This window comes from Microbacterium laevaniformans, from assembly GCF_016907555.1.
GTDB classification, from domain to species: domain Bacteria; phylum Actinomycetota; class Actinomycetes; order Actinomycetales; family Microbacteriaceae; genus Microbacterium; species Microbacterium laevaniformans.
Genome location: NZ_JAFBCE010000001.1, coordinates 1,960,636 through 1,987,434 on the forward strand (window position 1 = coordinate 1,960,636; position 26,799 = coordinate 1,987,434).

The following is a 26,799-nucleotide window of genomic DNA, read 5'->3' on the forward strand; positions in this document are numbered from 1 at the left end:
GTGACATCAGCGGAAGTCGCGGGAGCGGTGTCGCACGACGACGCGCAGGTCTTCGAAGGCGTCGGCGACGAGGTTGGTGACGCCTTCGGGCGACCGCTCGAGCATGCCGCGGGCGATGAGGGCGGGCGCATCGCGCAGCACGCGGCGATAGCGGTCCCAGACGCCTTTCGAGCAGATGACGTTGACGAGGCCGAGCTCGTCTTCGAGGTTGATGAAGGTGATGCCGGATGCCGTCGCCGGCCGCTGCCGGTGGGTGACCAGACCCGCGACCTCGACCCGGCGCCCGACCTCGTGCGTGCGCAGCTCACGCGAGGTGAGCACGCCGCGGGCATCCAGCGGGGCGCGGTAGTGCGTGAGGGGATGGTCGTCGGTCGAGATCCCCGTGGCCCACAGGTCCGCGGCCAGCACGTCGTAGGTCGAGGGGTCGCCGAACAGCGGCGGCTGCACGGCGACGAGCGAGTCGGGCAGGAACTCGGGCAGATCCTGCGCCGCGTCCCCGGCCAGCCAGATGCCCTCGCGGCGGCTGATGCCCATGCTCTCGAACGCCCCCGCCGTCGCCAGCGCCTCCACCTGCGCGGCCGTGGCGCCCGTCCGCCGTACGAGATCGCGCAGGTCGCGGAACGGCCCGTCGGCGTCGCGGGTGGCGACGATGCGCTCAGCGAGCCGCTTTCCCACCCCGGTGACCGCCGCGAGCCCCAGCCGCACCGCGTGGCCGGCGTCGCGACGGTGGGCGGCCGAGACGTCGGGAGCGGTGATGTCGAACAGGGGCACGGGAGGCTGGTGACGATCGGTGCAGGAGGGGATGCCGGTGGGGACGCGTTTCGACTCGCTCGCTGCGCTCGCTCGCTCAACGACCGGAGCCCCTGCAGCCGGCGAGGCGCCGCTGCCGTCGGCATCGAGGGGTTCGAGCCCGGCATCCACCCCGGAGGCGTGCAGGTCGGGACGACGCACGACGACACCGTGGCGGCGGGCGTCGGCGGTGAGGGTCGCCGGCGAGTAGAACCCCATCGGCTGCGCCCGCAGCAGAGCCGCCAAGAACGCCCCGGGGTAGTGCAGCTTCAGCCATGACGAGGCATAGACGAGCAGCGCGAACGACAGGGAGTGGCTCTCGGCGAAGCCGAAGTTCGCGAACGCCTGGATCTTCGCGTAGATGTCGTCGGCGACGGCTCCCACCAGACCGTTGCGTGCCATGCCGTCGTAGAGCTTCTGGCGCACCGACTCGATGCGCTCGATGCCGCGCTTGGAGCCCATGGCCCGGCGCAGCACATCGGCATCCTCTCCGGTGAGGTCGCCGACGGCCATGCCCATCTGCATCAGCTGCTCTTGGAACACCGGCACCCCGAGGGTGCGCTCCAGCACCGGGATGAGCTTCTCGTGCGCATACGTCGGCTCCTCCAGCCCGAGCTTGCGCCGCACGTACGGGTGCACCGCGCCGCCCTGGATGGGTCCGGGCCGGATCAGCGCGATCTCGATCACCAGGTCGTAGAACCGCCGCGGCTGCAGCCTCGGCAACAGCCCCATCTGCGCGCGCGATTCGACCTGGAACACCCCGATCGAATCCGCGCGGCACAGCATGTCGTAGACGGCCGCCTCCTCCTTCGGAATGCTCTGCAGCGTCCACGTCTCGCCCGTCGCCTCCGCGATGAGGTCGAAGCAGTACTGCAGCGCGGCGAGCATGCCGAGTCCGAGCAGATCGAACTTCACGAGCCCCATCCAGGCGGCGTCGTCCTTGTCCCACTGGATGACGGTGCGATTCTCCATCCGCGCGTGCTCGATGGGTACCACCTCCCCCACCGGCCGCTCGGTGAGCACCATGCCCCCGGAGTGGATGCCGAGATGGCGGGGCGCCTTCAGCAGCTCACCGGCGTACGCGAGCACCCGGTCGGGGATGTCGTGCGCACCGGCGACGGCGCCGTCCCACCGCTCCACCTGCTTCGACCAGGCGTCCTGCTGCCCGGGCGAGTGCCCGAGCGCCTTGGCCATGTCGCGCACCGCGTTCTTCGGTCGGTACTGGATGACGTTCGCGACCTGCGCCGCGCGCTCGCGCCCGTAGGTGTCGAAGACCCACTGGATGATCTCCTCACGCCGATCAGAGTCGAAGTCGACGTCGATGTCGGGCTCTTCCTCCCGCATCGCCGACAGGAAGCGCTCGAAGGGCAGGTTGTAGAAGATCGAGTCGATCGCGGTGATGCCCAGCAGGTAGCACACCGCACTGTTCGCGGCCGATCCCCGCCCCTGGCAGAGGATGCCGCGCCGACGCGCCTCGGCCACGATGCCGTGCACGATCAGGAAGTAGCCGGGGAAGTCCTTCTGCTCGATGACGCCGAGCTCTTTCTCGATGCGCGCACGCCCGTCGCCGTCGAGGTCGGGGTACATGTGCGGCACCGCGTCCCAGACGAGCCGGCGCAGCCACGACATCGGCGTGTGCCCTTCGGGCACGGGCAGCTTCGGCAGGGCGGGCTTGGCGCGCCGCAGCGGGAAGGCGAGCTCGTCGGCGAGGGTGACCGTGCGGGCGACCGCACCCGGATAGCGCAGGAACCGCCGCGTCATCTCGGCGCCCGAGCGCAAGTGGGCGCTCGCATGCGACGGCAGCCACCCGTCGAGCTCATCGAGCCCTCGGTTGGCCCGCACCGCCGCGACCGCCGCCGCCAGATGCACGCGTTCGGGAACCGCGTAGTGCACGTTGTTGCTGGCCAGCACCGGAAGGCCGCGTGCGGCGGCCAGAGCGGCCAGCACATCGTTGTCGCGGGTGTCGGTGGGGGCGCCGTGGTCGATCAGCTCGACGAAGACCGCCTCGCGGCCGAACAGGCTGACGAGCCGGTCGAGCGCCGATGCGGCCGCATCGGCACCTCCGGCGGCGAGCGCCTGCCGCACGGCGCCCTTGCGGCATCCGGTGAGCACCGCCCAGTGGCCGCCGCTGCGATCGGCGAGGTCGTCGAGGTCGTACCAGGGACGCCCTTTCTCACCGCCGGCGAGCTGGGCATGCGTGATCGCGGCGGCGAGACGGTGATACCCCTCTTGGCCGCGGGCCAGCACGAGCAGGTGCGATCCGAGCGGATCGGCGGCGCCCGACCGGGCGGGGCTCGGTGCGCTCAGCAATCCGGCCGGCGGCGACCCCAGGTCCGCACGGCCGCCCGCACCGCCACCCGCACCGTCGCCGCCGAGCGTCAGCTCCGCCCCGAAGACGGTCTTCAGCTGCAGGTGCTCCGCCGCCTCGGCGAAACGGGCGATGCCGTAGAACCCGTCGTGGTCGGTGATCGCGAGCGCGTGCAACCCCAGCCGTTCGGCCTCTTCCGCCAGTTCCGCCGGCGAGGAGGCGCCGTCGAGGAAGGAGAACGACGAGTGCGCGTGCAACTCGGCGTAGGGCACGGCATCCGCGGGGCGTTCGATCGGGGGCGGCTCGTACTTTCCGCGCTTGCGCGAGAAAGCCGGACCGTCGCCGCCGTCGGGTTCTTTGTCGCCGCCGATGTCGGGAGATCCCAGCAGCCGCGCCATCTCCGACCAGCGCACCGACGGATTGTTGAAGCCCATCAGTCGTACCTCCCCTCGATCTGCCAGACGCCCTCCTCGCACACCAGCAACCATGCCACCTGGGCGTCGTCGACCATCTGGAAGCGATGCGCTCGTCGCGCTCGGGCGGGATCCCACTCGCGTTCGATGACCGGCCACGGCCCGGCCCAGGTGCGGATGCCGCAGCGTCTGCCCCCGAGCTCGATCACGGTCGGCATCGCCGTGGGCTCGCCCCGCGCATCGACCGCGATCATGTCGCCGTCGTCGTCGAGCACCGCCACCGGCACGCCCTCGGCGAACACCGCCGAGGGCAGCGGATCGGGAAGGCTCCCGGGCCAGGGCCGCTCGCCGGCCTGCAGGTCGCCCGCGACATCGCCCCACGGCACGAGGCGCTGCCGCTCGCTCAGCCAGCGGCCTCCGCCGACGGCCGGGGTCAGCACGCCCTGATGGCCGAGCATCGCCTGTACGCGGGAGAGTGCGCGGTGCACGCGCTCCTCGGGCCCCGACCCGAACAGACGGGCAGTGTGGTGGGCGGCGGCATCCACCGCCTCGGGTTCGATCCGCACCCGGCCCACGGCGCTGCGCAGCTGTCCGGGCAGGTGATTCGGCAGCGCACCGTTCTTTCCCCCGCCCGGGCTCTGCTCGGCGAGCTGCCAGCGCACCCGGTCGACGACGGCGGCCTCATCGAAGGCCCCCGGGTGCAGCCAGACCCGTTCACTGCGCTCGCCGCGATCACCGGTCAGCACGACACGCAGCTCGGTGCAGACCAGCCCCTGCGCACCCAGACGGGAGACGAACTCCGCGGCGGGAACCCGCAGAGCGAAGGCGATCTGATCGGCGGTCTCCACGGGCGGCTCGAACGCCACCTCGCGGTGGAGTTCGGGCGGTGGTGTGCGGGCGGTGACCGGTCGGGGATCGCGGCCGGAGGACAGCGCGTACAACCACTGGCCACGGGTGCCGAAGCGCTCCACCAGACGGTCGGCGCCCAGCGCGGCGACCTCCCCCACCGTCTGCACCCCGAGCCGGCCGAACAGCGAAGCCAGCTCCTCATCGAGCACGACGACCGGCAAAGGGGCGAGGAAGTCCGCCGCGGTGCCGGCGGGCACGATCCGCACCGGATCCTCGCGGCGGGTGCCGGAGCGCGCCGCCTGTTCGGCCGTGAAGGTGCCGTCGGCGATGCCCACGCGCACGTCGTCGATGCCCAGCGCGGCGATCGCTCCGGCCAGGACGGTGGCGGCGGCCGCCTCGCCGCCGAAGTAGCGCGCCGGCCCCCGGGCGCGCAGCGCGCACAGTCCGGGCTGCATTACCTGCACGTTCGGCGCGACCTCTTCGATCGCCGCGATCAGCGGGGCGAACGCGCGGTGATCGCGCACGGCGTCGGCATCCACCACGGCCAGCTGCGGGCAGCGCGCCTGGGCATCGCGGCGGCGCATGCGCCGGCGCACACCCGCGGCGCGCGCCGCGGCCGAGCAGGCGACGACCGCCCCCTTCTCGAACACGGCGATCGGCTCCGCGGCGTCGAGGGGGTCGTCGCCGTCGCGGGTGGTCGCGACGATCGGCCAGTCGGGCACCCAGACCACCAGGCTCCGCGGCGGGGTGCCCGCAGGGAGGACAGTCATCTCATACCGCCCGTCGCATCGGCACGGGTTCGGGCAGGCGCGTGCGGGTGGGCTGCGATTCGCCGCTCAGGCGGCCCCGGTCGTCGGGCAGCATCAGGCGCCGTGAGCGCGGCACCGGCGCCCGGCGGCTGGTCACGGTGACCGTGAGCTCACGGCCCGACAGGATGCCGTGCCCTGCGCCGAGGCCCGACCACGACGGATCGGACACATCGATCATGGCCTCCGTCTGCGGCCACGGCCCCTGGACGAGCAGCACCGCCTCGCGCTCGCGCATGCGGGCGGCCAGCCGGGCCACCTCGCTGTCCTTCGCCCGCGACGGCGGGCGCACCGCGACCACCGACAGCACGTCGGCGAGGGTCGAGGTGACGGCGAGCCACCGCTCTCCGGGGTCGGGCACGAGCACGAGCCGCGACAGGTCGACCCCGGCAGCGCGGGCCGCTTCGACGCCCACGTGCGGCATGCCGACGACGGCGCACCACGACCCGGCCTGCGAGGGCTCTGCGAGCAGGGCGAACAGCAGCGCCATCGACCGTCCGAGCGCGTAGGCTCCCCCTGTTCGCAGTCCACCGCCGGGCAGCAGCTCCGCCAGCGCCGGGGCGACGGGGAGCACGGGCGTGTCGAGGCGACGCCCCTGCATACGCTCCATCTGAGCGCGCAGGGTGCTCACGGTGCCCGCGACATCCGCGGCAGCAACGGTCCCCACGATCGGCCTCACTTCGACAGATTAGAACATGTATTCGAGTACTTCAATGTGCTTTTCTCGAAGATAGGAACGGGTTCGGACATTGCGCGCCGGCGCGCACATCTGCCCGAAACATGCGGCTGATAGGACGGACGGCATGACCGGATCGCTCATCCTCACCGGTGCCGCCCGCATCGTGGAACGCTTCGACGACCCCGCCCGCGACCGCGGCGGCGACCTCGTGATCCGCCGCGGACGGGTCACCACCGCGGCATCCGCACCGTCGCCGGACGAGAGCATCGACACCCTCGACGCGGACGGCGGCATCGTCACCCCCGGCCTCGTCAACGCGCATCACCACCTGCTGCAGTCGGGCTTTCGCACCCTTCCCGGCACCCGCGGCGTGCCGATGCGCGAGTGGCTGCCGGCCATGGCCGCCGCCTACGCCGACGCCCGCATCGACGCGTCCCTGGTCGGTGCGACCGCCGGGGTCGGCGTGGCCGAGTCGCTGCTGAGCGGGGTGACGACGGTCGCCGACCATCAGCTCAACTGGCCCGACCCGGCGCGCAGCGACGACCCCGTCGGCGACACCGTGGCCATCGCGCGGGCGATCGCCGATGCCGCCGCGGCACTCGGCGCCCGGCTCGTGTTCGTCCGCGGCTCGGCGCGCGACGCGCCGGATGCCGCGGCGGCGAGCGCAGACGCCATCGTGCGCGCGCTGCTCCCCGAGGGTGCGGCATCCTCTCCGGGCGGTACGAGCGCCGACGGCATGCTGCAGCTCGCCGTCGGTCCCGCCGGCGTGCACTCCGACAGCGAGGAGACCTTCCGCGCGTTGGGCGACGTCGCCCGACGCCACGGGCTGCGCCGGCGCACCCAGGCCAACGAGCAGGTCGACACCGAGATCGCCCTGGCCCGCTACGGCCGGCGCCCCCTGGACCTCCTCGAGGAGTGGGGGTGGCTCGAACCGGGGGTGACGATCGCGCACCTGTGCGACGTCACCGACGACGAGATCGTGCGACTGGGCGCCGCCGGCATCACCGCGACCCACGCTCCGGGCTGCGACGTGCCGATGGGCTGGGGCATCGCTCCGGTGCGCCGCCTGCAGGAGGCCGGCATCGCCGTGGGGCTGGGGACCTCCGGGGGCGGCTCCAACGACGCCGGGCACCTGCTCGCCGACGCGCGACTGGCGATGCAGGTGTCGGGTCTGGTCGGCGCCGCCCTCCCGGCCCGTGACGTGCTCGCCATGGCCACCTCGGGCGGCGCGAGCGGCCTCGGCCGCGCCGACCTCGGCATCCTGACCCCGGGCGCGGCGGGCGATCTCTGCGTCTGGGATGTCTCCGGGGTCGCCGACGCCGGAGTGGCCGACCCGGTCGCGGGCCTGCTCTGGGCCCATCCGGGACGCCGCCCTCGCCATGTCGTGGTCGGGGGACGCGTCGTCGTCCGCGACTACCGGCTGGTCACCGCCGACGAAGACGCCCTCACCGCGGCCCTCCGGGAGCGCGTCGGCCGGTGAGCGTCGCGGCGCCGTTCCGGCATCGCGTCAGGCGTCGAGCACGATCCGCGGGCACGCTGCGCGCGAGACGCACACCATCATGACCGCGCTCTGCTCGCGCTCGAGCGGCGTGAGCACGGAGTCGCGGTGCTCGATCTCGCCCTCCAGGACGGGCACCTCGCAGGTGCCGCACGTCCCCCGACGGCAGCTGGAGAGCACCATCGTCGTGGGGCTCTGCTCCTCGATCGCCTCCAGCACCGACTGCCCGGGTTGCACGGTCACGATGTCGCCCGACAGGGCGAGCTCGACCTCGAACGGATCCGGCCAGACGGGCTCGCCGTACTCGATCGCCTCGAACCGCTCGACGTGCAGCGCTGCGGCGCGGCCGGCGGCTTCGAAACCGTCCTCGAGGGCGGCGATCAGCCGGGCGGGTCCGCACGCGTAGACCGGACCGCCGTCACTCGCGGCATCCACCAGCCCGGCCACATCCAGACGCGCCCCGCTGTCGGCGGGGTACAGACGCACCCGCCCCGCACCGCCGTCGAGCGCGCGCAGCTCGTCGACGAATGCCATCGTCGACAGCGACCGGCCGGCGTAGTCGAGGGTCCACTCCGCTCCGGCCCGCGCCGCCGCCCGGACCATGCCGAGAAGGGGCGTGATCCCGATGCCCCCGGCGACGAAGCGGTGGGTGACGGCGGGAACGATCTCGTACGCGAAGTGGTTGCGCGGTCCGCGCACGCGCAGGCGCTGCCCCACCTGCACCTCCTCGTGCACCCGTACCGATCCGCCCCGTCCCTCGTCTTCGCGCAGCACCGCGACCCGCCAGGTGGAGCGGTCGGCCGCGTCGCCGCAGAGCGAGTACTGCCGTTCGACGCGCTCGGCCGCGGGCACGCGCGCGTCGGAGAAGATCAGATCGACGTGCGATCCGGGCTCCCACGCCGGCAGATCGCGGCCGTTGTGCGCGACGAGGTCCAGCGCCACGATCCCGTCGGCCAGCACGGTGCGGGCGGCGACCACGAGATCGCGTTCGACGTCACTGAAGTAGCTCATGGCTCCCACTCTCTCCGCTCGCGCAGCGCCCCCGCGTGCGAGGGCGGCGACCGGCCGCACTCTTCGCGCGGATTTAACACGGCCGCAATCCCGACAGGCCTGGCAGGAAACACGTCGAGCGTTTACTGATTCTCACCCGATGTTGGCCATACCAACAACACACCGTGTCACCACAGACCCCGAGGAGGACGACCGTATGGATGCCGAACTCCTCGAGCCGGGCCAGCGCATCGCGGCCCTGACGGGGCTCACTCCGGCCGGCGACGTCGGCGGGACGCTGGCCTTCGCCGACGGCCTCATCGTCGACGCCGGTGCCGACGCCCGGGCGGCGGGCAGGGGCGAGGGCGCCGGGGAGCGCACCGCCGAGACGGTCGATGCGACGGGCTGGATCGCCCTGCCGCCCCTGGCGGATCTGCACGCGCACCTCGACAAGGGCTACACCTGGACCTCGTTCGGCCAGCCCGAGGGATCGCTCGACGACGCGATCGCGTGCTGGATCGACCACGGCGAGAAGCACTCCTCCGCCGACATCAAGGCCGCAGCCCGGCGGCACCTGGTGGCCGCGCTGCACGCCGGTGTCACGGCCGTGCGCTCGCACACGAACTACCACCTGGGCGACGATCCCCTCCGCGGAGTGCGCGCCCTCATCGAGCTGCGCGACGAGTTCGCCGGCGTCGTCGATCTTCAGGTCGTCGCCAGCCCCGGCGCCTCGGACGGTCCCGACGACCTGGGACGCGCCGCGGTGGCCCTGGGCATCGACCTCATCGGGGGCTTTCCGCACCTCGCCGAGGACCCCCGCGCCGATCTGGAGCGCAACGCCGCCTTCGCCGAAGAGTTCGGCCTCGGCATGGACCTGCACACCGACGAGACGCTCGACGCGGCATCCACGGGTCTCGCCGAGCTCGCCGCCCGCACGCGGCACTGGCCTGCCGGCGTGATCCGCTCGGCGGGGCACTGCGTGAGCCTGTCCATGCAGGATGCCGAGACCCGCGCCCGCACCCTCGCGGCCGTCGCCGAGGCCGGCGTCTCGATCATCACCAACCCGCTGACCAACCTCTACCTGCAGGGCTGGCAGCACCCGGTCGCCACGCCCCGCGGCATCCCTCCGCTGCGCGAGATCCTCGCCGCCGGCATCACGCTGGCCGCCGGCGGCGACAACGTGCAGGACCCGTTCAATCCGCTGGGCAATGCCGACATGGTCGATGTCGCCTCCGAGCTCGTCGTCGCGGGCCACCTCGCGCCCGCCGAAGCCTGGCACGTCAGCTCGAACGGCGGACGCGCCGCATTCGGACTGCCCCCGGCGCGAGGACGCGTCGGCGACGTCGCCGACGTCGTGCTCGTGCGCGCCGCACACACCGCCGAGGCCCTCGCCGAGCGCGCGCCCGACCGCATCGTCATCCGCGACGGGCGCGTGATCGCCGTCCGCCGCCGCGTGGTGAGCAGCGTGCTCGACCTGCGCGCCCTGCCGACCCCGCCCTCCGCCCCGACCTCCGAGGGAGCACTGCTATGAGCACCACCATCGATCCGACCGTCGCGCCTGCCACCGCCGCGACAGCGGTGGACACCACCACCGCGCCGACTCTCGCCTTCACCGACGTCGCCAAGGTCTTCGCCACCGGCACCCGTGCCCTGGAAGGCGTCTCGATCGACGTCCGTCCCGGCGAGTTCGTGTCGGTGGTCGGCCCCTCCGGCTGCGGAAAGTCGACCCTGCTGCGCCTGGCTGCCGGCCTCGACGACGCCACCGAGGGAGTGGTCGACGTCCGCGCCGACACGACGAGCTTCGTCTTCCAGGAGGCGACCCTGCTCGAGTGGCGGACGGCCCAGCGCAACGTCGAACTGGTCGGCGAGCTCGCCGGTGTCGGGGCGGCCGAGCGCCGCCGTCGCGCCGCGGAGGCGCTCGAACTGGTCGGCCTGAAGGGCTTCGAGAACCAGCACCCGCGGGCGTTGTCCGGCGGCATGCGCATGCGCGTCTCGATCGCGCGCGCGCTGGTCGCCGAGCCGCAGCTCGCCCTGTTCGACGAACCGTTCGGCGCCCTCGACGAGATCACACGTCTGAAGATGCAGACCGAGCTGCAACGCCTGTTCCAGCTCAAAGGGTTCGCCGCGATGTTCATCACGCACTCGATCTCCGAAGCCGTCTACCTCTCCAGCCGCGTGCTCGTGATGAGCGGTCGCCCCGGCCGCATCGTCGACGACATCGAACTGCCCTGGTCCTACCCCCGATCCCCCGAGCTGCGCTACGAACCCGAGTTCGGACGCATCGTCGGACACCTCTCGCACGCTTTGGAGGCGCACTCGTGAGCCAGAACCTCGCCCTGAAGGCCCCGGCCTCGCTCGCCGACACGTCCGCGTCCGGCTCGCCCGCCTCATCGGCGGCGGATGCCGCGGCATCCGCCGAGACCACGACCGCCTCGATGGCCGCCCGTCGCCCCCGCGCCCGCAGTGCCGGATCGGTCACCCGCGGCGCCTGGTCACGTGCCATGCCGATCATCGCGGCGCTGATCGGCATCATCGCGATCTGGTACGCCGTGTCGTACCTGCTGCTCAGCGAGAGCCGCCGCTTCCTGCTGCCGCCTCCCCACCAGGTGCTGGCCGAGACGATCGGCAACGACAAGGTGATCGGCCCGATGATCGCCGCACTCGGTCAGACCATCACCGTCGCCCTCATCGGCCTCGCGATCGCCGTCCTGATCGGCATGGGGTGGGCGATCGTCATGTCGCAGTGGACCCTCGCCGAGAAGATCCTCTACCCGTACGCCGTCATCCTGCAGACGATCCCGATCCTCGCGCTCACGCCGCTGATCGGCATCTGGATGGGCTACGGGCTTCCCGCCCGCATCGTGGTCTGCGTCATCATCGCGGTGTTCCCGATGATCTCCAACACGCTGTTCGGCCTGCAGTCGGCCACGCCCGCGGCCCACGACCTGTTCACGCTGCAGAAGGCCACGAAGTGGCAGCGGATGACGAAGCTCATGCTGCCCGCGGCCATCCCGTCGATCTTCACGGGCCTGCGCCAATCGGCCGGCCTCGCCGTCATCGGCGCCATCGTCGGAGACTTCTTCTTCCAGCAGGGCAGCCAGGGCATCGGTGGGCTGCTGCGCACCTACACGCTGCGCCTGAACATGGAGCCGCTGTTCCTCGCGATCATCTTCACGGCTCTGTTCGGTGTGATCGTCTTCTCGATCTTCGCCGCGCTCGATCGCGTGGTGGTCGGTCGTCTGTTCGGCGTCGCCACCCGCTGAGCCCCTCTTCTTTCCCTCCCTGCACCACGAATACGCACCACCCGTCTGTCCGCACCGCACCCGAAGCCTTCCAGGAGGACACCGTGTCACAGCCCGCTTTTCTCTCCCGCCGCGTGATCGCACGCACCGTCGCGATCGGCGCGCTCGCCGCCACGGTCGCCGCCGTCGCGGGATGTTCCAGCACCGACGCCGCGGCTCCGGCGACCACCTCCGCGGCGACCACCGCCGAGAAGGGCGGCCCCCTCGACCTCGCGAGCGTCTGCCCGGCGACCGTCGTCATGCAGCAGGACTGGCAGCCCGAGTCGGAGCACGGCGCCATGTACAACCTCGTCGGCGACGGGTACACCGTCGACACCGACAAGAAGACCGTCACCGGCCCGCTCGTGGTCAACGGCACCGACACCGGTGTCAAGATCGAGGTGCGCTCCGGCGGCCCCGCGGTCAACTTCCAGCCGGTGCCCGCGCTCATGTATCTCGACACCGACATCCTGATCGGCGCCGTCAACACCGACGCGGCCATCGTCGCCAACGCCGACCAGCCCACCGTCGCGGTGACCTCGCAGCTGACCTTCAGCCCGCAGATCCTCATGTGGGACCCGGCGAGCCACAACGGCGCGACGACGATCAAGGAGGCCGCGTCCGGCGGTGACCCGATCGTCACCTCCGGCGACGTGATCCCGAACCTCCTGCTCTCGCAGGGCATCATCACGAAGTCGCAGATCGACACGAGCTACGAGGGCACCCCGCAGCGCTTCGTCTCCGACCCGAAGATCCTGCAGCAGGGCTTCGCGACCGCCGAGCCCTACATCTACAAGAACGAGATCTCGCAGTGGGGCAAGGACGTCGGCTACCAGCTGCTGTCCGAGCTCGGCTACAACATCTACCCCGAGCCGCTCGCGGTGCGAAAGGCCGACGTCACCGACAAGGCCGACTGCCTGAAGAAGCTCGTCCCGATCATGCAGCAGTCGCAGATCGACTTCCTCAACGCGCCCGAGCACGGCAACGCCGTGATCCTCGACCTCGTCGAGAAGTACGACACGGGCTGGACCTACTCCGAGGGCGTCGCGCAGTTCTCCGTCGAGCAGCAGAAGAAGCTGGGGCTCGTCGCCAACGACAAGGCATCGGGCGTGTTCGGTCAGTTCGACCCCGACCGTATGGCGTCGATCGTGAAGGACTTCACGCCCTTCCTCGTCACCGCCGGCAGCATCACGCAGGCCGCCGCGTCGGCGATCGATCCGTCCGAGCTCTACACGAACCAGTTCATCGACACGTCGATCAAGATGAACTGACCGTCCTCACTGCCGATGCCCTGACTCCCTCCGCGGGGTCAGGGCATCGGCGTGTTCTCAGAGCGTCGCGGTCACCCGCTCTGCCACCGCGTCCAGGCGGGCAGCGGCCTGCTCCGCCCGCTCCCCCGCGGCGCGCAGCCGCTGCAGGGTCGGAGCGTCGACTCCCGCAGCGGCGGCGCTCGTGGTGTTCCCACGGATGTTGACGGCGGTCGAGCGGATGCCGCAGGCGAGCATTCGCGCCGCGACGGCGACATCGGGGGCCAGACGCGCCTCGCCGAAACGCTCCAGCCAGAGGAGGGGCCCGTCCAGGGATGCCGCGAGCGCGACCAGATCGGCACCGGCATCCGCAGCGGCGACGGTGGCGGCGCGCAGCGCCCCGTCACGCTCGGGGTCGTCGGTCGGGCGCCGGAAGGCGGCGACGAGCAGGCCCGACATCCGCCCGTCGTGCTCCGCGGCGGCGAGCGCTTCGCCGCGCACCCGGGTCGCCGTGGCGACGAGCTCCGCCGCCGCGTCTGCCCGGACGTACCCGGCCGCCATGGCGACCAGGGCGGCACCGGTGGCGATGACGATCCCGGCGGCGGCGCCCCCACCGGGATCGGGCACGGGCGCGGACAGCTTCTCCAGCCAGTCGTCGAGGCGGGAGGCGGCAAGCTCGGACATCGGCATGGGCCTCACTCTAGGGCCCGTGCACCGCGTGATTTCGCGCCGACATCGACGCACACGCGACCGTAACACCGGCGAAACGGCCGGCTCCTACAGTGGCATTGTTGGCGAGGCCAACATCGCCGGACCGATCCACGAACGCGAGAGGAGCACCCGTGACCGCTCCCCTGCGCCTGCGCGAAACAACACGGCGTTGCCCGAAGCGCATGGTCCACGGGCCCTGCGGCGGTGTCGCGATCGACGGCGGCTGCGAAGTGCCCGGCATCCGATGCTCGTTCGTCGATGACGCCGCGGTGCTGCGTCATCTGGAGTTCTCCACCGCAGAGGTGGACGCCCCGGTCGCCGCCCGCGACAGCGGCGACGCGCTGCCGGTCCTGCCGCGAGGAGAGGCGTCGACGGCGTTCGCGGCCCTGGTCGACGCGGGTGCGGTCATCACGGCCGACCTCCCGGTGCGCTCCACCGACCCGGCCGTCATCACCGAGGCGGGCGTGCGACTGCAAGAGCTGACCGCCGTGATCGCCGGCGAGCCGCCGGGGCTGAGCGATGCGCTCAGTCCCACCCACAAGGCCCTCCTGCTCGCCGCCGCCGGATCGCGTGTGGTGGCCGGTCTCACCTGCCGCGACCGCAACCGGGTGGCGATCGAGGGAGAGCTGGCCGCCCTCGCCGACCTGGGCGTGTCCGGCGTGCTCGCCGTGACCGGCGATCACCCTGCCTCCACCGCCCTCCCGCAGGCGCAGCCAGTCTTCGACCTCGACGCGACACGTCTGACGGCTCTCGCCCGCCGGGCCGGGCTCTTCGTCGCGGTCGCCGAACAGCCCTCCGCACCGCCCGTCGACTACCGTCCCACCCGTCTCGCCCGCAAAGCGCAGGCCGGGGCGGAACTCGGCATCCTGAACCTCTGCGGCGGTCTCGACGAGATCCGCCGCTTCACCGCCGCCCTCGCGACGACGGCGGCCCCCGTGCCGGTCCTCGTGTCGGTGCCGGTGCTCATCTCCGTCGCGACGGCCCGACGACTGGCCGCGCTTCCCGGGGTCGGCCTGCCGGACGAGCTCGTCAGGGCAGTGGCCGGCGCCGATGACCCGGTGGACGCCGGTATCGCCGCCGCGGTCGCGTGGGCGCGCCGCGCGCTCGCGATCCCCGGCGTCGTCGGCATCCACCTGTCGGCGATCGCCGCCGCCTCCGCTCCGACTGTCGGGGCGGCGAATGCCGCAGAGCTCGCCGCGGTCGACGCGCTGGCATCGGCGGCCTCGCGGCTTCGGACCGCGATCTCCGCCGACACGATCACCGCCGAGACGGCGGGCACCGCATGAGCGCCGTGACGCCGACCCCCGCGACAGCAGCCAGCCGCGTCGCCGGGTGCCCGAAGTCGATGGCCTACGGTCCCTGCGGCGGCGTCAACGCCGACGGGACGTGCGAGGTGCACCCGACCCCGTGCGTGTTCCTGACCCGCGACCTCCCGGTGCGCTGGACGAGCCCGACCACCGAGGAGACACCTTCGGACACCGTCTCCGAAGACCCCTCCAGGCCGGCGACGCCCGCCGGGCGCGAGCTGGTCGAGATCGCCGCGCGCAGGCCGCTCGTGTTCACGGGCTTTCCCGTGCGTGCCTTGCGCGCCGACGCCGTGGGGACGACGGCCGAGGCGCTGATCGGCAGCGTCGACGCCGTCCTGTCCGGCGACGCCGGACGCTCCCGCGTGCAGTTTCCTCCGTCCTACCGTGCGGCGCTGATCGGCGCGACCGGGCTCCGACTCTGGATGGGCTTCAACGCCCGCGACCGCAACCGCACCGCCCTGGAGCGCGAACTGCTGTCGCTGCGCGCACTGGGTGTCGCCGGGGTGCACTGCGTCACGGGCGATCACACGCAGACGGGCGACCGCCCCGACGCACGCCCCGTGTTCGACCTCGAATCGACCACGACGCTCCCGCGCGCGGCCGCCCTCGGGCTTCTCACCTCGTTCGCCGAGTCGCCCGCCGCCCCGCCCATCGCCGAACGCGGGGCACGCGTCGCCGAGAAGCAGCGCGCCGGAGGGAGGATGTGCCTCACGCAGTACGCCGGGGATGCCGAGGAGGTCGCCGCCTTCGTGGCGCTGTGCCGCGCGGCCGGCTCCGACGTGCCGGTGCTTCCCGGCGTTCCTCTCGTGGTCGATCGCGAGGGCGCCGAACTGCTCGCGTCCTTCCACGCGGCGAAGCTGCCGTCCGGCTTCATCGATCGCCTCTTCGCCGCGCGCGACGTGCGCGCGGAGGGCATCCGCCTCGCCGTCGAGTACGGACACGACCTGATCGCGACGGGCGACGTCGGCGGCGTGGTCATCGCGGGAGGTGCCCGACCCGGGGATGAGGCCGCCTACGCCGCGGATCTCGCGACGGTCGCACGCGAGCTCGGAGGCGGGTCGTGATCCGCTTCTCAGTGCGCGCCGGCGCTGCCTTCCTTGACGGTGAGGACCTGCACGCTCTCACCCGGATCGGTGCGCCAGCGGTGACGTATGCCGCCTTGGTAATACACGGCATCCCCCGCTTCGAGGGCGAACTCGTCGGCCTCCAGCACCACCACGAGTCGTCCCTGGAGCACGTAGACGAACTCCTCCTCGTCGTGCACCCACCACAAGTCCTCGGTGAAGGTTCCCGACATCACCATCGGCACGAAGCGCGGGTGGTCGCGGGCGAGCACCCGCATCGGGCTGCCCCCGGCGTCCAGGGGGGTCGCTTCGCTCGCCCGGAAGACGTGGAAGCTGCCCGCGCCGCGCGGTGCCGCGTCGGCGTCGTCGGTCAGCAGCGCCTGTTGCGTGGTGCCCAGCGCCTGCGCGACGCGGAACAGCGACGTCATGCTCATCCGTTCCAGCCCGCGCTCGACCTGGCTCAGGAACGAGTGCGACAGCTCGGCCTGCACCGCGACCTGGGTGAGCGTCATCCCGCGACTCTGGCGCAGCGCCCGGATCCGGGCACCCAGCGCCCGCGACGCGGATGCGGGCCCGTCGTCACCCGCGGCGCCACGGCGCGAGGAAGCGGCATCCGACATGACTGAAGACTATGACACACGAAAGGAAACCGAGATGACCGGCGCGACTCCCACCGACGTCCTTGATCCCGCGGCGACTGTCGCCGCGCCGACCCCCGACTACGCCGCCCTCGAGGCGGATCTGGCCGCCGCGCTCGGACCCCGCGGCATCTCCAGCGACCCGCGTCAGCGCGAGAAGGCATCGGTCGACGGCGCGCGCATGTCACCGATCATCGCCGAGCAGCTTCCGCTCGGCGTCGCCGACCTCGTCGCCTTTCCCGCGGATGCCGAGCAGATCGCCGAGACGGTCCGCATCGCGGTCGCCCACGGCGCTCCGGTGACGCCGCGCGGCAAGGGCACCGGCAACTACGGCCAGGCGATCCCCATGCCCGGCGGGCTGGTCCTGGACACCTCGCGGGCGCGCGCGGTCGTCGAGGTCGGCGACGGCTGGATCACGGCCGAGGCGGGCGCTCCGATGGCTACCCTCGAGCTCGCCGCCCGTCAGCACGGCCAGCAGCTGTGGATGTATCCCTCCACCGTCCACTCGACCCTCGGCGGATTCCTCTCCGGCGGCTCCGGCGGCACCGGTTCGATCGCCCACGGCAGCAACCACGAGGGGTTCGTCGTGGCACTGGACGTCGTGACGCCGGCATCCGACGGGCGCCTCGTCCACGTCGACGGCGACGACGCGCTCGGCTACGTGCACAACTACGGCACCGCCGGCATCATCGCCCGCGCGACCGTGCGCCTCGAGCCGGCGAACGACTGGCGGGGGCTCTACGCGTCCTTCGACGACTTCACCGGCTCGATGTCGGTGCTGCAACGCCTCGCCGCGCTGCAGCCGACGCCGCGCCTCGTCTCCGCCGACGACCCCCACGTCTCGGCCCAGCTTCCGCCGGACCCGGCCTTCCCGGAGGGGCGCAGCTCGCTGCGCACGATCATCGACGCGAGCCTGGTCGATGAGGCGTCGCGCATCATCACGGACGCCGGCGGCCGCATCGAAGACGTGCGCGAAGGCCCCCAGGTCTCGGCCGCGATCTCGGTGCTCAGCTACAACCACCCGATCGAATGGCTGCAGAAGTCCGAGCCGGGCGTCTACTTCCACGTCGAGGTGGGCGGCGACGCGCTCATCGATCGCCACGACGAGGTCATGGCCGTCTACCCCGGCGCGCACCTGCACATCGAGGCGACGGCGCTGCGTCCGATCGGCATGCTCGCCGGTGTCTACGAGAGCCCGGAACAGGTCGCCGACGGCATCGCCGCGCTCACCGCCCTCGGCGTGGGCGTCCACAGCCCGCACCAGTGGAACGTGGACTTCCGCCTGCCCGAGACGGTCGCACTCGCCCGCAGCACCGACCCGCGGGGCCTGCTCAACCCCGGCAAGCTCAACCCGGACTACGCCGGTCCGGTGAAGGGATCCATCCGATGACCGTCGCGTTCACGCCTCCGTTCACCCCGACATCCCGCCACTGGGCCGACCTGTCCGGGCCTGCGCTCACGGCGGCGCTCACGGAAAGGTCGATCGCCGTCGTGCCGATCGGCGCGATCGAGCACCACGGCCCGCATCTGCCTCTGCGCACCGACGCCCTCGTCGCCGAGGCGATCGCCACCGCCGCGGTCGAACGGGTCGCCGCCGACGGCATCGACGCGTGGGTGCTGCCGACGATCAGCTACGCCAAGTCCGACGAACACCACTGGGCCCCCGGCACCGTCTGGCTCGAAGGCACGACGGTGCTGGAGACGCTGGTCGACATCGGCCGCTCCATCTCGATGACCCCGGCCACGACCGTCGTGTTCGTCAACGGCCATGGCGGCAACGTGATGCTGCTCGGCTGGGCCAATCGCGAACTGCGCCGGCGCTTCGGCCTGCGCACGTTCTCGATGCCCGCGACCGCCGCTGGAGCCGGCGACGGTCGCGACGGCCGGCCCGACGAGAAGGGCCAGGGCATCCACGGCGGCTTCTCGGAGACCTCGCTGGTCATGCACCTGGCCCCTCACCTCGTCGCCCCCGAGATGCCGGCGCGGAACATCCCCGAGCACATCGCGGGTCTCAGCCACATCGGCTTCAACCGCAAGCCGGTGATGTTCGGCTGGACGAGCGACGACTTCGGCCCGGAAGGAGTGATCGGAGACGCGACCGGCGCGAACGCCGCGCACGGCAAGGAGCTCTACGAGCGCGGGGTCGACTTCGTGTGCGAAGCGCTCGCCGAGATCGACGGGTTCGTGTTCGGGTGACGGCTTCCTACGCTCCCGGCATCCCACCCGCACCCGTGGTGATCGATCACGACAGCGACCCGGTGCAGTCCGACACGCGCGTCCCCGATCCCCTCGCCCTCGCCGCCGCGTGGCTTCCTGGTCCCGGTGAGGACCGCATGCTGATGACGGTGTCGACCGTAGGTGTCGACGGCGTGCCCGATGCGCGGACCACGATGCTCAGCGACTACGACGGCGAGAGATTCTTCTTCCACACCGACGCGAACAGCCGCAAGGTCGCCGAGCTGTCGGCGAACCCCGGTGTCGCCCTGACGATCCTGTGGCCCGGCTTCACCCGCCAACTGGTCGTGCAGGGAACGGCGCAACGGTCGTCGCGGGAGGAGTCCGATGCCGCCTACCGGCGACGCTCCCCCTACCTGCAGCAGCTCGCGTGGCAGAACACGGCGGAGTTCGCGCAGCTGCCCCTTGACGAGCGTCGCGCGCGCTGGGCCGAGTTCCTGCGCGCTCACGGCGGCGCCGACGAACCCGCGTTCACCCCGCCGGAGGCGTGGGCCGGGTTCGCGGTGACGCCTCACCGGCTGGTCTTCTGGGTCTCGAACCCGGATGCCGCGAGTCGCCGCATCGCCTACGCGCGCACCGGGGACGGCTGGTCTCTCACGGCGCTGCCCGGCTGACGCCGATCGTCGCCGCAGGACGCGGCCGCCCTCACGCAGCGAGCGACAGATACGGCTCCCAGGCGGGCTCGGAGCGTTCGGTGCCGCGCACCGTCCACTGCGGGCCGCGGGGAGGTTGCGGTGCCCACCGCAGCTCCCACCCCATCTCCTGCGGGGTCCGGTCGCCCTTCATGTTGTTGCAGCGCAGGCACGCCGCCACGAGGTTCTCCCACGAGTCCGCACCCCCGCGCGAGCGCGGCAGGACGTGGTCGATCGTCGTGGCGCCCTTGCCGCAGTAGGCGCAGCGGTGGGCGTCACGGCGGAGGACCCCGCGGCGGGTGACCGGCACTCGACGCGCCCCGGGCACGCGCACGTACCGGGTGAGGACGATCACCGCCGGCCGGTCGCACGCCCCCGGATGCCCCAGACGGGATTGCCGTCCATGCGTTCGATGACGGTCGCCTTCTCGTTCATGACGAGCACGAGGGCTCTCTTGAACGAGACGACGGCCAGGGGTTCGTATCCGGCGTTCAGCACCAGTGTGCGCATGCGCGTTCCTCTCGAACGGCCGTCGATGGCTTCGACGGCTCTCCGTTGTCGACGTCGCGCAGGCGCGGCGGCGCGGGCACGAAAAAAGGCGCTGTCATGAAGACAGCGCCTTGAACCCACGACGAAAGTCGCGGCAGTCGTGCACACGATGCCGAAGGACATAGCGGCCCAGCGCATTCACGGTTCGAATGCGAGGTCCTGTGTCCATGCGGCTCCCCCTCGGCTGTGCGAGCGTCGGGATCAGGCTAACGCACGCAGAAGCCGCCAGGGCGAATCAGAGGTGAACGGATGCCGCGTGTCTCCCGAAGGGAGCGAACGGCGTCAGTGGACGTTGGCGACGAGGAAGTCCTCGGCGTTGGTCCACGACCCGTTGACGTAGATCTCGAGGTGCAGGTGGGTGCCGAACGCGCGGCCCGTGTCACCGACCTGACCGATGATCTGTCCGGCGCGCACGGTGTCGCCGACGACCACGCGACGGGTGCCGTACGACATGTGCGCGTACAGCGAGGTCACCGTGTTGCCGCCGATGTTGTGGGCGATCTTGACGTAGACGCCCCATCCGGGACCGTCCTCGCTCGACTCGACCACGACGCCGTCGGCGATCGCGTAGATCGGGGTGTAGCGGTCGACCATGTAGTCGGTGCCCTTGTGGCCCGGGTACGGCTCACCGAAGTGGTTGAAGAAAGGAAGGGGACGCACGACCGAGCCGGCCGGAGCGATCGTCTCGGCGAGTGAGCCGGAGTAGACCGAAGCATCGGCGGACGCGGTGGATGCCGCCGCGATGCGGGCAGCTGCCGCGGCTTTGGCGGCATCCTCGTTCTTCTTGGTCTGGATCTCTTCGGGCGTCGTCGCCGAATAGCTGTCGCGGGCCAGGGCCGCCGGCGTCGCTTCGGACGCGATCACGAGCGACTGCGCGTTCTCCGCGGCCACCTGCTGCAGCGTGACCGCTTCGGCGGGGCTCGAGGTCGAGGCGGCGAAGGCCGGCGCGATCGCGACGGTGGCGATCAGACCACCGACCGCGGCGACGGTGATGAAGCTGCGCACGGGGTGACCCTTGCGGCGCGCACGGCGGACCGGGGTCGAGACGGTGACGGCCGTGGGGCGCACGGCGGGCGTGGCGGCGGCCGTGCGGTTCAGTGCGCCGCGTCGTGCGCGACGGCGCCGTGTCGGTGTCGTCGCTTCGGATTCGGGCATCTCCCGCGACGGGTCGTACTGTTCAGCCAATTGTCCTCCGGCGCCTCTGCGACCCCGTCCGGGACGGGATGCTGGTTCGTCGGCACTCGGTGTCAGGGCACAGATGTACGGGTGTCACCGCGCGAACGACGAACCGATGAGGCAACTCGTGCGGAGGTCCGTGGCGGGCTTCTCGCCACGTGGACTTTTCGAGGCTACCGGAAGGTAACGAATAAGTCACGCACAGGTCTTCATGCCCAGGTGCTTCCCGGGCGATGCTCAGGCGTGCGGCACCGCGTCGACGAGGAAGATATGCGACGCGACCTCGACGGGAAGCTCGAGCCCGTCGTTCTTGCCGTCCATCTGCACGAGGACGTAGCCCTCGCTGAAGCGGAAGTCCCCGACACCGCCGGGCACGACGCCCGCATCGCGCAGCTGCTCGAGGAGTTCGGGGTCGACCTGCACCGGCTCGGCGAGTCGTCGCACGGTGCCGCGGACGGGTCCCCCGGTCTCGTTGAGCAGACGCACGAGACCCACGACACCGTCGTCGAAGGTGCGGGCCGGAAGGTCGCCGAGCTGGTCCAGGCCCGGAATCGGGTTGCCGTAGGGCGACTCGGTGGGATGGCCGAGCAGTTCGATGAGGCGACGCTCGACGAGCTCGCTCATCACGTGCTCCCAGCGGCAGGCCTCTTCGTGGACGTACGCCCAGTCCAGGCCGATGACGTCGCTGAGCAGGCGCTCGGCGAGGCGGTGCTTGCGCATGACGTCGACGGCCTTCTGCCGCCCGGGCGTCGTGAGCTCCAGCGAGCGGTCGTCGGAGACCACGACCAGACCGTCGCGTTCCATCCGGCCGACCGTCTGCGACACGGTCGGACCGGAGTGTCCGAGTCGCTCCGAGATGCGCGCGCGCAGGGGGACGATGCCCTCCTCCTCGAGCTCGAGGATGGTGCGCAGGTACATCTCGGTGGTGTCGATCAGATCGGTCATGGGCAGGCCTCGTGCACGTTCGTGGGTGTGCTCCCAGCCTATCCGTTTCTCACGGCGAACCGGCGGGGCGCGGTCGGCGCTGACCCTAGAATCGGGAGCATGGTCCACGTCACGCTGCCCCGCGAGATCCTGCCCGCCGACGGTCGCTTCGGTTGCGGCCCGTCCAAGATCCGGCCGGAGCAGCTCGCTGCCCTGGCGGGCCCCGGTGCGGTGCTGATGGGAACCTCGCACCGACAGGCTCCGATCAAGAACCTCGTCGGCCAGGTGCGGATGGGCCTCAGCGACCTGCTGCGTCTTCCCGACGGCTACGAGATCATCCTCGGCAACGGCGGCTCGACGGCATTCTGGGACGCGGCCGCGTTCGGCCTCATCGAGCGCCGTGCGCAGAACCTCGTGTTCGGCGAGTTCGGCGGCAAGTTCGCGGCTGCGGCCGCCGCGCCGTGGCTCGACGCGCCCGACGTGCGCAAGGCGGATGCCGGAACGCGCACGGTCGCCGAGGCGGTCGAAGGTGTCGACGTGTACGCCTGGCCGCACAACGAGACCTCCACCGGTGTCGCGGCATCCATCTCCCGTGTCGCCGGAGACGAGGGCGCGCTCACCGTCATCGACGCGACGAGCGCGGCCGGTGGCATCAACTTCGCCGTGTCGCAGACGGACGTCTACTACTTCGCGCCCCAGAAGAACCTCGGTTCCGACGGCGGCCTGTGGTTCGCGGCCGTCTCCCCCGCCGCCATCGAGCGCATCGAGCGCGTGGCGGCATCTGGCCGCTACATCCCCGAGTTCCTGAGCCTGAAGAACGCGCTCGACAACTCGCGACTCAACCAGACGCTCAACACCCCCGCGGTCGCCACCCTCGTGCTGCTGGACAAGCAGCTCGAGTGGATCAACGGCAATGGCGGCCTCGGCTGGGCCGCCGCCCGCACGGCCGAGTCGTCGCAGGCCCTGTATCAGTGGGCCGAGAGCTCGCCGGTAGCCACCCCGTTCGTCGCCGATCCCGCCGACCGCTCCCCCGTCGTGGTCACCATCGACTTCGACGAGACGGTGGATGCCGCGGCCGTCGCGGCGAGCCTGCGCGCCAACGGCATCGTCGACACCGAGCCGTACCGCAAGCTCGGCCGCAACCAGCTGCGCATCGCCACGTTCGTCTCGATCGAGCCCGACGATGTCCGCCAGCTCATCAAGGCGATCGACTACACGATCGAGCACATGCGCGGCTGAGACCACGCCCCGTCGGAGGGCTCAGGCCAGCGGCGACGGTCGCGGATCGACGACGGCCGAGACGATGGCCTCGATCGCGAACTCGGAGGCCGTCCCGAGATCGAGCGCATCGGGCTCGAGCAGCCACTGCACCTGCAGGCCGTCCATGACGGCGAGGATCGCGGCGTCGCGCGAGGAGGTCTTGCAGTCCGCGCGGTGCACCGTCGCGTTCTGACACCCGGTCGTTGAGCGCGCGCCGCCGGCGCGAGTCGAAACGCCGCTAATCCTCGTCGGTATCGTCGTCGTCGGCGTCGTCGTCCTCTGTGTCGTCGTCCAGCACGTCGATGTCGACGCCGTCGACGTCGCCGGCGTGCAGAATCGGTGAGCCGTCGTCGTCGAAGTCGGCGGCATCCAGATCGTCCACGTCGTCGAGGTCGTCGTCGTCGAGATCATCGTCCGACTCGTCATCGGCGTCGGCAGCGTCCTCGGCCTCGACGCCGCGCTCGGCGGCGAGCGCCGCCTGCGCGGCCTGGTACTCGGCCAGACGCACCGCCCACGGCACCCACTCCGGAGCCAGGAGCGCACCCTCGCCCGGAAGGAGCTCGGCCTCGAGCACGGTCGGCTCGGCGTCGTCGACGACAGCGAGACTCACCGTCCAGAACCAGCCGGGATAGCCCTCCATCGTCGTGGCGAAGCGCAACGACACGACGCCGTCGGCCTCGACGGTGTAGCCGGCGGGGTCGCCGACCGTCGCGGCAGGCGTGATCTCGTGCAGAGCCGCCAGCGCCAGGTCGTGCGCCGCCAGCAGTCGCTCGTCGGCGACGACCGTCGACGTCTCCCCCTCGGCATCCGCGCCGGAGTCGACCGACTCAGGCGTCGAGTTCATCGGCGACCTTACGCAGGATCGCGGCGACCTTCTTGCCCTGTCCCGCGTTCGGGTAGTGACCGTGACGCAGGTCGCCGCCGACCTTGTCGAGCAGCTTGACGAGGTCTTCGACCACGATCGCCATGTCATCCGGCTTCATGCGGTTGCGCTTGGCGAGGCTCACGGGAGCGTCGAGCACCCGCACCGCCAGCGCCTGCAACCCGCGCTTGCCGTCGGCGACGCCGAAGTCGAGGCGCGTTCCGGCCTTCAGCCCCTCCGTGCCCGCGGGGAGGGCCGTGGCGTGCAGGAAGACGTCCTGGCCGTCATCGGTGGTGATGAAGCCGAACCCCTTCTCGTCGTCGTAGAACCTGACCTTGCCGGTGGGCATCGCAAAAACCTCGCTCGTCGGCGCCCTGAGGCGCGGTGACATCGTGACCCGTGCCGCGAGGGCACGAGGGTGGGCATCATGCCCACTCCAGCCTACGGCACCGTCACGCCCGACGCGGGGACGCAGTAGGGTGATCCCGATGCCCTCTTCGTCCTCACGCACCCCCGGCTCGGCCGACGATCTGCCCGTCCGCCGCATCGACCGCGTCCTCGCGTTCATGTCCCTGGGCCTGCTGCTGCTGTCGGTGATCTGCTTCGTCGCGATCATGATCGGCTCCGCCGCCGGCATGAAGCACGACGACTTCGGCCAGGGCGTGTGGCCCTTGGTCGGGACGCTGGTCTACATCGCGCCGATCGTCGCGTTCGTCCTGCTCATGGCGGTCCTCATCATGACCTTCGTCCGGAAGGCCCGGGTCGGCAAGGGCCGCTGACGTGACCGGGTCGGAGGCGCGCGCGCTCGCACAGCATCTCGTGCAGCGCAGCGACGACGCCCTGGCTACGCTGTTCTCGGCGCGACAGGTGTCGCCGACCGTCGCATGGAACGACGCCTTCGACGCGGCCGAGGCGCTTCTGGAGCCCTCGTCGATCGAGCGCGCACTGCGGGGCCTGACCTCGGGCGAGATCTCCGCCCTCGCCGACGCCGCCCTCGACACGGACGACGCTGCCCGCTCGCGGCTGCAGCAGCTGGCGCTCGTCGACGAGCAGGGAATGATGTACGAGGCGGTGTCGTCCGCACTGACGGCCCTCACCGCGGCATCGACGCCCGCGGCCGACGTCGACGAAGCCGAGGACACGGATGCCGCGGCACGGCCGGACGACGCCGCTGCCGCCGAGCGGGCGTTCTCCTCGCTCGGCTCACTCGGCGACATCCTGCATGCTGCGCTCACGCACCCGTTCGGCCGCATCGGTTCCGGAGCGCTCGGGGCCGCCGACCGCCGCCGACTGATGGAGGACGGGATCGTCGACGACGGCGCCACCGCCGATGACCTCGTCAAGATCGCCGAGCGGACGGGTCTGCTGTCGGGTCAGGACAAGAGCTGGCTCGTGACGCCCGCGGGTGTTCAGTGGCTGCACTCCGACACGATCGCCCGGTGGAGCGCCGTCGCCACCGCGTTCCTCGAAGGGCTGCCGCGCGGACTGCGGCGACCGACCGGCGGCTGGATCGCGCCCGCCGCGTGGGCGCAGGCCTACCCGTGGGACGTGCTCTGGCCAGAGACAGCGGCGGATCTCCGTGCGCTCCTGCGACGCTGGGGCGTCCTCGACGAGACGGACCGCCCCACCTCGTGGGCGCGCGACACGTTCCTCGACGACGCGAGCGCACCGTTCTCCTCCGCGGCCCTCGACGCACTCTCGCGGCTGCTGCCGAGCGAGGTCGACCGGGTGTACCTGCAGAACGATCTGACCGCCATCGCGCCCGGGCCGCTGTCGCCGCACCTCGACATGCGGCTGCGGTCGATGGCGCGGCGGGAGTCGCGCGCGCAGGCGTCGAGCTACCGCTTCACGACCGAGAGCATCGCCGACGCCCTCACGGCGGGCGAGAGCGCCGAGTCGCTGCGCGCCTTTCTCACCGAGCTTTCGCTCACCGGCCTGCCCCAGCCGCTGGCGTACGAGATCGAACGCACCTCTCGCACGCACGGCATGGTCCGCGTCGGTCCCGACGACGAGGGCCGCACCCGGGTCTGGAGCGACGACGAGGCGCTGCTGCGCACCCTCGCCGTCGATCAGGCTCTTCGTCCCCTCGGACTGGTACCGGATGCCGACGGCCTCGTGACCCGCAGCGGGGCCGACACGGCGTTCTGGATGATCGCCGACGCCCGATATCCGGTCGTCGCGGTGGATGCCGACGGCGAGCGCCGACGACTCGACCGCCACCGCCTGGCACCGTCGCCGTCGCAGCCCGCGCCCGCGCGCGACACGTATGCCGCGCTCCTCGCACGGCTGCGCGCCGCGCCCGCTGACGATGCCGACGCGGCCTGGCTCGGCCGCGAACTGGATCACGCGGTCAAGGCGCGCGCCACCATCGTCGTCGCCGTCCGCATGCCCGACGGCACCGAGCGCGAGTTCACGATCGAGGCGACCGGCCTCGGCGGCGGACGCCTGCGGGGACTCGACCGGGCGGTCGATGTGGAGCGCACCCTGCCGGTATCCAGCATCAGCGGCATCCGCCCCCTCTGACCGGCCCCCCGGGCACGCACGGCTGGCGACGCGAGCCCCCGCCGCTGCGAGGTCGGTA

The 26,799-nt window shown here is 71.6% G+C and carries 23 protein-coding genes and 2 pseudogenes; 13 read left to right on the plus strand and 12 right to left on the minus strand.

The features are described from left to right. Positions 1-6: 6 nt before the first annotated feature. The 3 genes from JOE53_RS09325 to JOE53_RS09335 are packed head-to-tail and all read right to left on the minus strand — an operon-like array spanning position 7 to position 5,832. The gene (locus JOE53_RS09325) at positions 7-3,531 is read right to left on the minus strand and encodes an error-prone DNA polymerase (RefSeq protein WP_204947491.1); all 3,525 of its coding nucleotides are present in this window, start codon (positions 3,529-3,531) and stop codon (positions 7-9) included. Beyond that, positions 3,531-5,129, minus strand: a complete 1,599-nt coding sequence (locus JOE53_RS09330; protein WP_204947492.1) for a Y-family DNA polymerase — start codon at positions 5,127-5,129, stop codon at positions 3,531-3,533. The genes JOE53_RS09325 and JOE53_RS09330 overlap by 1 nt, the downstream gene beginning before the upstream one ends. Position 5,130: 1 nt before the next feature. After that, positions 5,131-5,832 (minus strand): hypothetical protein, encoded by a 702-nt coding sequence (locus tag JOE53_RS09335; RefSeq protein WP_204947493.1) that lies wholly within the window; start codon positions 5,830-5,832, stop codon positions 5,131-5,133. A 136-nt stretch (positions 5,833-5,968) separates the two neighbouring features. Here JOE53_RS09335 and JOE53_RS09340 point away from each other — a divergent pair, with 136 nt between their 5' ends. After that, complete coding sequence (locus JOE53_RS09340; protein WP_204947494.1) at positions 5,969-7,324, plus strand: amidohydrolase family protein; 1,356 nt, start codon at positions 5,969-5,971, stop codon at positions 7,322-7,324. 27 nt (positions 7,325-7,351) lie between these two features. Here the strand turns inward: JOE53_RS09340 and JOE53_RS09345 are convergent, their stop codons facing one another. Further along, positions 7,352-8,353 (minus strand): PDR/VanB family oxidoreductase, encoded by a 1,002-nt coding sequence (locus JOE53_RS09345; RefSeq protein WP_135950025.1) that lies wholly within the window; start codon positions 8,351-8,353, stop codon positions 7,352-7,354. Between the two features lie 196 nt (positions 8,354-8,549). Here JOE53_RS09345 and JOE53_RS09350 point away from each other — a divergent pair, with 196 nt between their 5' ends. The 4 genes from JOE53_RS09350 (at position 8,550) to JOE53_RS09365 (ending at position 12,884) form a co-directional block, all read left to right on the plus strand. Next, on the plus strand, positions 8,550-9,863 hold the full coding sequence (locus JOE53_RS09350) for an amidohydrolase family protein (RefSeq protein WP_204947495.1): 1,314 nt from the start codon (positions 8,550-8,552) through the stop codon (positions 9,861-9,863). Then, complete coding sequence (locus tag JOE53_RS09355; protein ID WP_204947496.1) at positions 9,860-10,654, plus strand: ABC transporter ATP-binding protein; 795 nt, start codon at positions 9,860-9,862, stop codon at positions 10,652-10,654. Before JOE53_RS09350 ends, JOE53_RS09355 begins: the two co-directional genes overlap by 4 nt. Further along, positions 10,651-11,595, plus strand: coding sequence for an ABC transporter permease (locus JOE53_RS09360; RefSeq protein WP_061682361.1), 945 nt, complete (start codon positions 10,651-10,653; stop codon positions 11,593-11,595). Before JOE53_RS09355 ends, JOE53_RS09360 begins: the two co-directional genes overlap by 4 nt. Before the next feature lie 83 nt (positions 11,596-11,678). Continuing rightward, positions 11,679-12,884 (plus strand): hypothetical protein, encoded by a 1,206-nt coding sequence (locus JOE53_RS09365; RefSeq protein ID WP_061682359.1) that lies wholly within the window; start codon positions 11,679-11,681, stop codon positions 12,882-12,884. Positions 12,885-12,941: 57 nt separating this feature from the next. On the opposite strand, the gene JOE53_RS09370 is transcribed toward JOE53_RS09365, so the two are convergent. Further along, entirely contained in the window at positions 12,942-13,550 is a 609-nt protein-coding gene (locus JOE53_RS09370) for a cyclodeaminase/cyclohydrolase family protein (protein WP_204947497.1), read from the minus strand. Between the two features lie 152 nt (positions 13,551-13,702). On the opposite strand from JOE53_RS09370, the gene JOE53_RS09375 reads away from it, so the two are divergent. Both JOE53_RS09375 and JOE53_RS09380 read left to right on the plus strand, forming a co-directional pair. Further along, positions 13,703-14,857 (plus strand): methylenetetrahydrofolate reductase C-terminal domain-containing protein, encoded by a 1,155-nt coding sequence (locus JOE53_RS09375; RefSeq protein ID WP_204947498.1) that lies wholly within the window; start codon positions 13,703-13,705, stop codon positions 14,855-14,857. Beyond that, positions 14,854-15,942 (plus strand): methylenetetrahydrofolate reductase C-terminal domain-containing protein, encoded by a 1,089-nt coding sequence (locus JOE53_RS09380; RefSeq protein ID WP_204947499.1) that lies wholly within the window; start codon positions 14,854-14,856, stop codon positions 15,940-15,942. The genes JOE53_RS09375 and JOE53_RS09380 overlap by 4 nt, the downstream gene beginning before the upstream one ends. Before the next feature lie 8 nt (positions 15,943-15,950). On the opposite strand, the gene JOE53_RS09385 is transcribed toward JOE53_RS09380, so the two are convergent. Then, positions 15,951-16,562 (minus strand): helix-turn-helix domain-containing protein, encoded by a 612-nt coding sequence (locus tag JOE53_RS09385; protein ID WP_204947500.1) that lies wholly within the window; start codon positions 16,560-16,562, stop codon positions 15,951-15,953. A gap of 34 nt (positions 16,563-16,596) precedes the next feature. On the opposite strand from JOE53_RS09385, the gene JOE53_RS09390 reads away from it, so the two are divergent. The 3 genes from JOE53_RS09390 to JOE53_RS09400 are packed head-to-tail and all read left to right on the plus strand — an operon-like array spanning position 16,597 to position 19,429. After that, the gene (locus JOE53_RS09390; RefSeq protein ID WP_233449535.1) at positions 16,597-17,970 is read left to right on the plus strand and encodes an FAD-binding oxidoreductase; all 1,374 of its coding nucleotides are present in this window, start codon (positions 16,597-16,599) and stop codon (positions 17,968-17,970) included. Next, positions 17,967-18,776 (plus strand): creatininase family protein, encoded by an 810-nt coding sequence (locus tag JOE53_RS09395; RefSeq protein WP_204947502.1) that lies wholly within the window; start codon positions 17,967-17,969, stop codon positions 18,774-18,776. Before JOE53_RS09390 ends, JOE53_RS09395 begins: the two co-directional genes overlap by 4 nt. Next, positions 18,773-19,429, plus strand: coding sequence for a pyridoxine/pyridoxamine 5'-phosphate oxidase (locus tag JOE53_RS09400; protein ID WP_036289892.1), 657 nt, complete (start codon positions 18,773-18,775; stop codon positions 19,427-19,429). The genes JOE53_RS09395 and JOE53_RS09400 overlap by 4 nt, the downstream gene beginning before the upstream one ends. A 31-nt stretch (positions 19,430-19,460) precedes the next feature. On the opposite strand, the pseudogene JOE53_RS09405 reads toward JOE53_RS09400, so the two are convergent. The 3 genes and pseudogenes from JOE53_RS09405 to JOE53_RS09415 form a co-directional block, all read right to left on the minus strand. Next, positions 19,461-19,957, minus strand: a pseudogene (locus tag JOE53_RS09405) (HNH endonuclease). A gap of 321 nt (positions 19,958-20,278) precedes the next feature. Beyond that, the gene (locus JOE53_RS09410) at positions 20,279-21,181 is read right to left on the minus strand and encodes a M23 family metallopeptidase (protein WP_204947503.1); all 903 of its coding nucleotides are present in this window, start codon (positions 21,179-21,181) and stop codon (positions 20,279-20,281) included. 228 nt (positions 21,182-21,409) lie between these two features. After that, positions 21,410-22,117, minus strand: a complete 708-nt coding sequence (locus JOE53_RS09415) for a metal-dependent transcriptional regulator (RefSeq protein ID WP_204947504.1) — start codon at positions 22,115-22,117, stop codon at positions 21,410-21,412. Between the two features lie 99 nt (positions 22,118-22,216). Here JOE53_RS09415 and serC point away from each other — a divergent pair, with 99 nt between their 5' ends. Beyond that, positions 22,217-23,335 carry a phosphoserine transaminase gene (gene serC / locus JOE53_RS09420; RefSeq protein ID WP_204947505.1) on the plus strand — a complete coding sequence of 373 codons (1,119 nt, stop codon included), beginning with the start codon at positions 22,217-22,219 and terminating at the stop codon, positions 23,333-23,335. A gap of 21 nt (positions 23,336-23,356) precedes the next feature. Here serC and JOE53_RS09425 read toward each other — a convergent pair. The 3 genes and pseudogenes from JOE53_RS09425 to JOE53_RS09435 all read right to left on the minus strand — a co-directional run. Then, positions 23,357-23,500, minus strand: a pseudogene (locus JOE53_RS09425) (TetR family transcriptional regulator); the annotation flags it as partial. A 94-nt stretch (positions 23,501-23,594) separates the two neighbouring features. Further along, a complete protein-coding gene (locus JOE53_RS09430) occupies positions 23,595-24,200 on the minus strand; it encodes a DUF3027 domain-containing protein (protein WP_204947506.1) in 606 nt (201 codons plus the stop codon). Then, positions 24,184-24,567, minus strand: a complete 384-nt coding sequence (locus JOE53_RS09435) for a cold-shock protein (RefSeq protein ID WP_005051055.1) — start codon at positions 24,565-24,567, stop codon at positions 24,184-24,186. Before JOE53_RS09435 ends, JOE53_RS09430 begins: the two co-directional genes overlap by 17 nt. 139 nt (positions 24,568-24,706) lie before the next feature. Here JOE53_RS09435 and JOE53_RS09440 point away from each other — a divergent pair, with 139 nt between their 5' ends. Both JOE53_RS09440 and JOE53_RS09445 read left to right on the plus strand, forming a co-directional pair. Continuing rightward, positions 24,707-24,997, plus strand: coding sequence for a multidrug ABC transporter ATPase (locus JOE53_RS09440; protein ID WP_204947507.1), 291 nt, complete (start codon positions 24,707-24,709; stop codon positions 24,995-24,997). Position 24,998: 1 nt separating this feature from the next. Continuing rightward, positions 24,999-26,741, plus strand: a complete 1,743-nt coding sequence (locus tag JOE53_RS09445) for a helicase-associated domain-containing protein (protein ID WP_204947508.1) — start codon at positions 24,999-25,001, stop codon at positions 26,739-26,741. Positions 26,742-26,799: the final 58 nt, after the last annotated feature.

What these genes read in the sequence shown, in the direction of transcription:
- JOE53_RS09325 (WP_204947491.1), bottom strand. Translation starts at nt 3,531, where the DNA reads ATGGGCTTCAACAATCCGTCGGTGCGCTGGTCGGAGATGGCGCGGCTG.
- JOE53_RS09330 (WP_204947492.1), bottom strand. Translation starts at nt 5,129, where the DNA reads ATGACTGTCCTCCCTGCGGGCACCCCGCCGCGGAGCCTGGTGGTCTGG.
- JOE53_RS09340 (WP_204947494.1), top strand. Translation starts at nt 5,969, where the DNA reads ATGACCGGATCGCTCATCCTCACCGGTGCCGCCCGCATCGTGGAACGC.
- JOE53_RS09345 (WP_135950025.1), bottom strand. Translation starts at nt 8,353, where the DNA reads ATGAGCTACTTCAGTGACGTCGAACGCGATCTCGTGGTCGCCGCCCGC.
- JOE53_RS09350 (WP_204947495.1), top strand. Translation starts at nt 8,550, where the DNA reads ATGGATGCCGAACTCCTCGAGCCGGGCCAGCGCATCGCGGCCCTGACG.
- JOE53_RS09355 (WP_204947496.1), top strand. Translation starts at nt 9,860, where the DNA reads ATGAGCACCACCATCGATCCGACCGTCGCGCCTGCCACCGCCGCGACA.
- JOE53_RS09370 (WP_204947497.1), bottom strand. Translation starts at nt 13,550, where the DNA reads ATGCCGATGTCCGAGCTTGCCGCCTCCCGCCTCGACGACTGGCTGGAG.
- JOE53_RS09380 (WP_204947499.1), top strand. Translation starts at nt 14,854, where the DNA reads ATGAGCGCCGTGACGCCGACCCCCGCGACAGCAGCCAGCCGCGTCGCC.
- JOE53_RS09385 (WP_204947500.1), bottom strand. Translation starts at nt 16,562, where the DNA reads ATGTCGGATGCCGCTTCCTCGCGCCGTGGCGCCGCGGGTGACGACGGG.
- JOE53_RS09390 (WP_233449535.1), top strand. Translation starts at nt 16,597, where the DNA reads ATGACCGGCGCGACTCCCACCGACGTCCTTGATCCCGCGGCGACTGTC.
- JOE53_RS09395 (WP_204947502.1), top strand. Translation starts at nt 17,967, where the DNA reads ATGACCGTCGCGTTCACGCCTCCGTTCACCCCGACATCCCGCCACTGG.
- JOE53_RS09415 (WP_204947504.1), bottom strand. Translation starts at nt 22,117, where the DNA reads ATGACCGATCTGATCGACACCACCGAGATGTACCTGCGCACCATCCTC.
- serC (WP_204947505.1), top strand. Translation starts at nt 22,217, where the DNA reads ATGGTCCACGTCACGCTGCCCCGCGAGATCCTGCCCGCCGACGGTCGC.
- JOE53_RS09430 (WP_204947506.1), bottom strand. Translation starts at nt 24,200, where the DNA reads ATGAACTCGACGCCTGAGTCGGTCGACTCCGGCGCGGATGCCGAGGGG.
- JOE53_RS09435 (WP_005051055.1), bottom strand. Translation starts at nt 24,567, where the DNA reads ATGCCCACCGGCAAGGTCAGGTTCTACGACGACGAGAAGGGGTTCGGC.
- JOE53_RS09440 (WP_204947507.1), top strand. Translation starts at nt 24,707, where the DNA reads ATGCCCTCTTCGTCCTCACGCACCCCCGGCTCGGCCGACGATCTGCCC.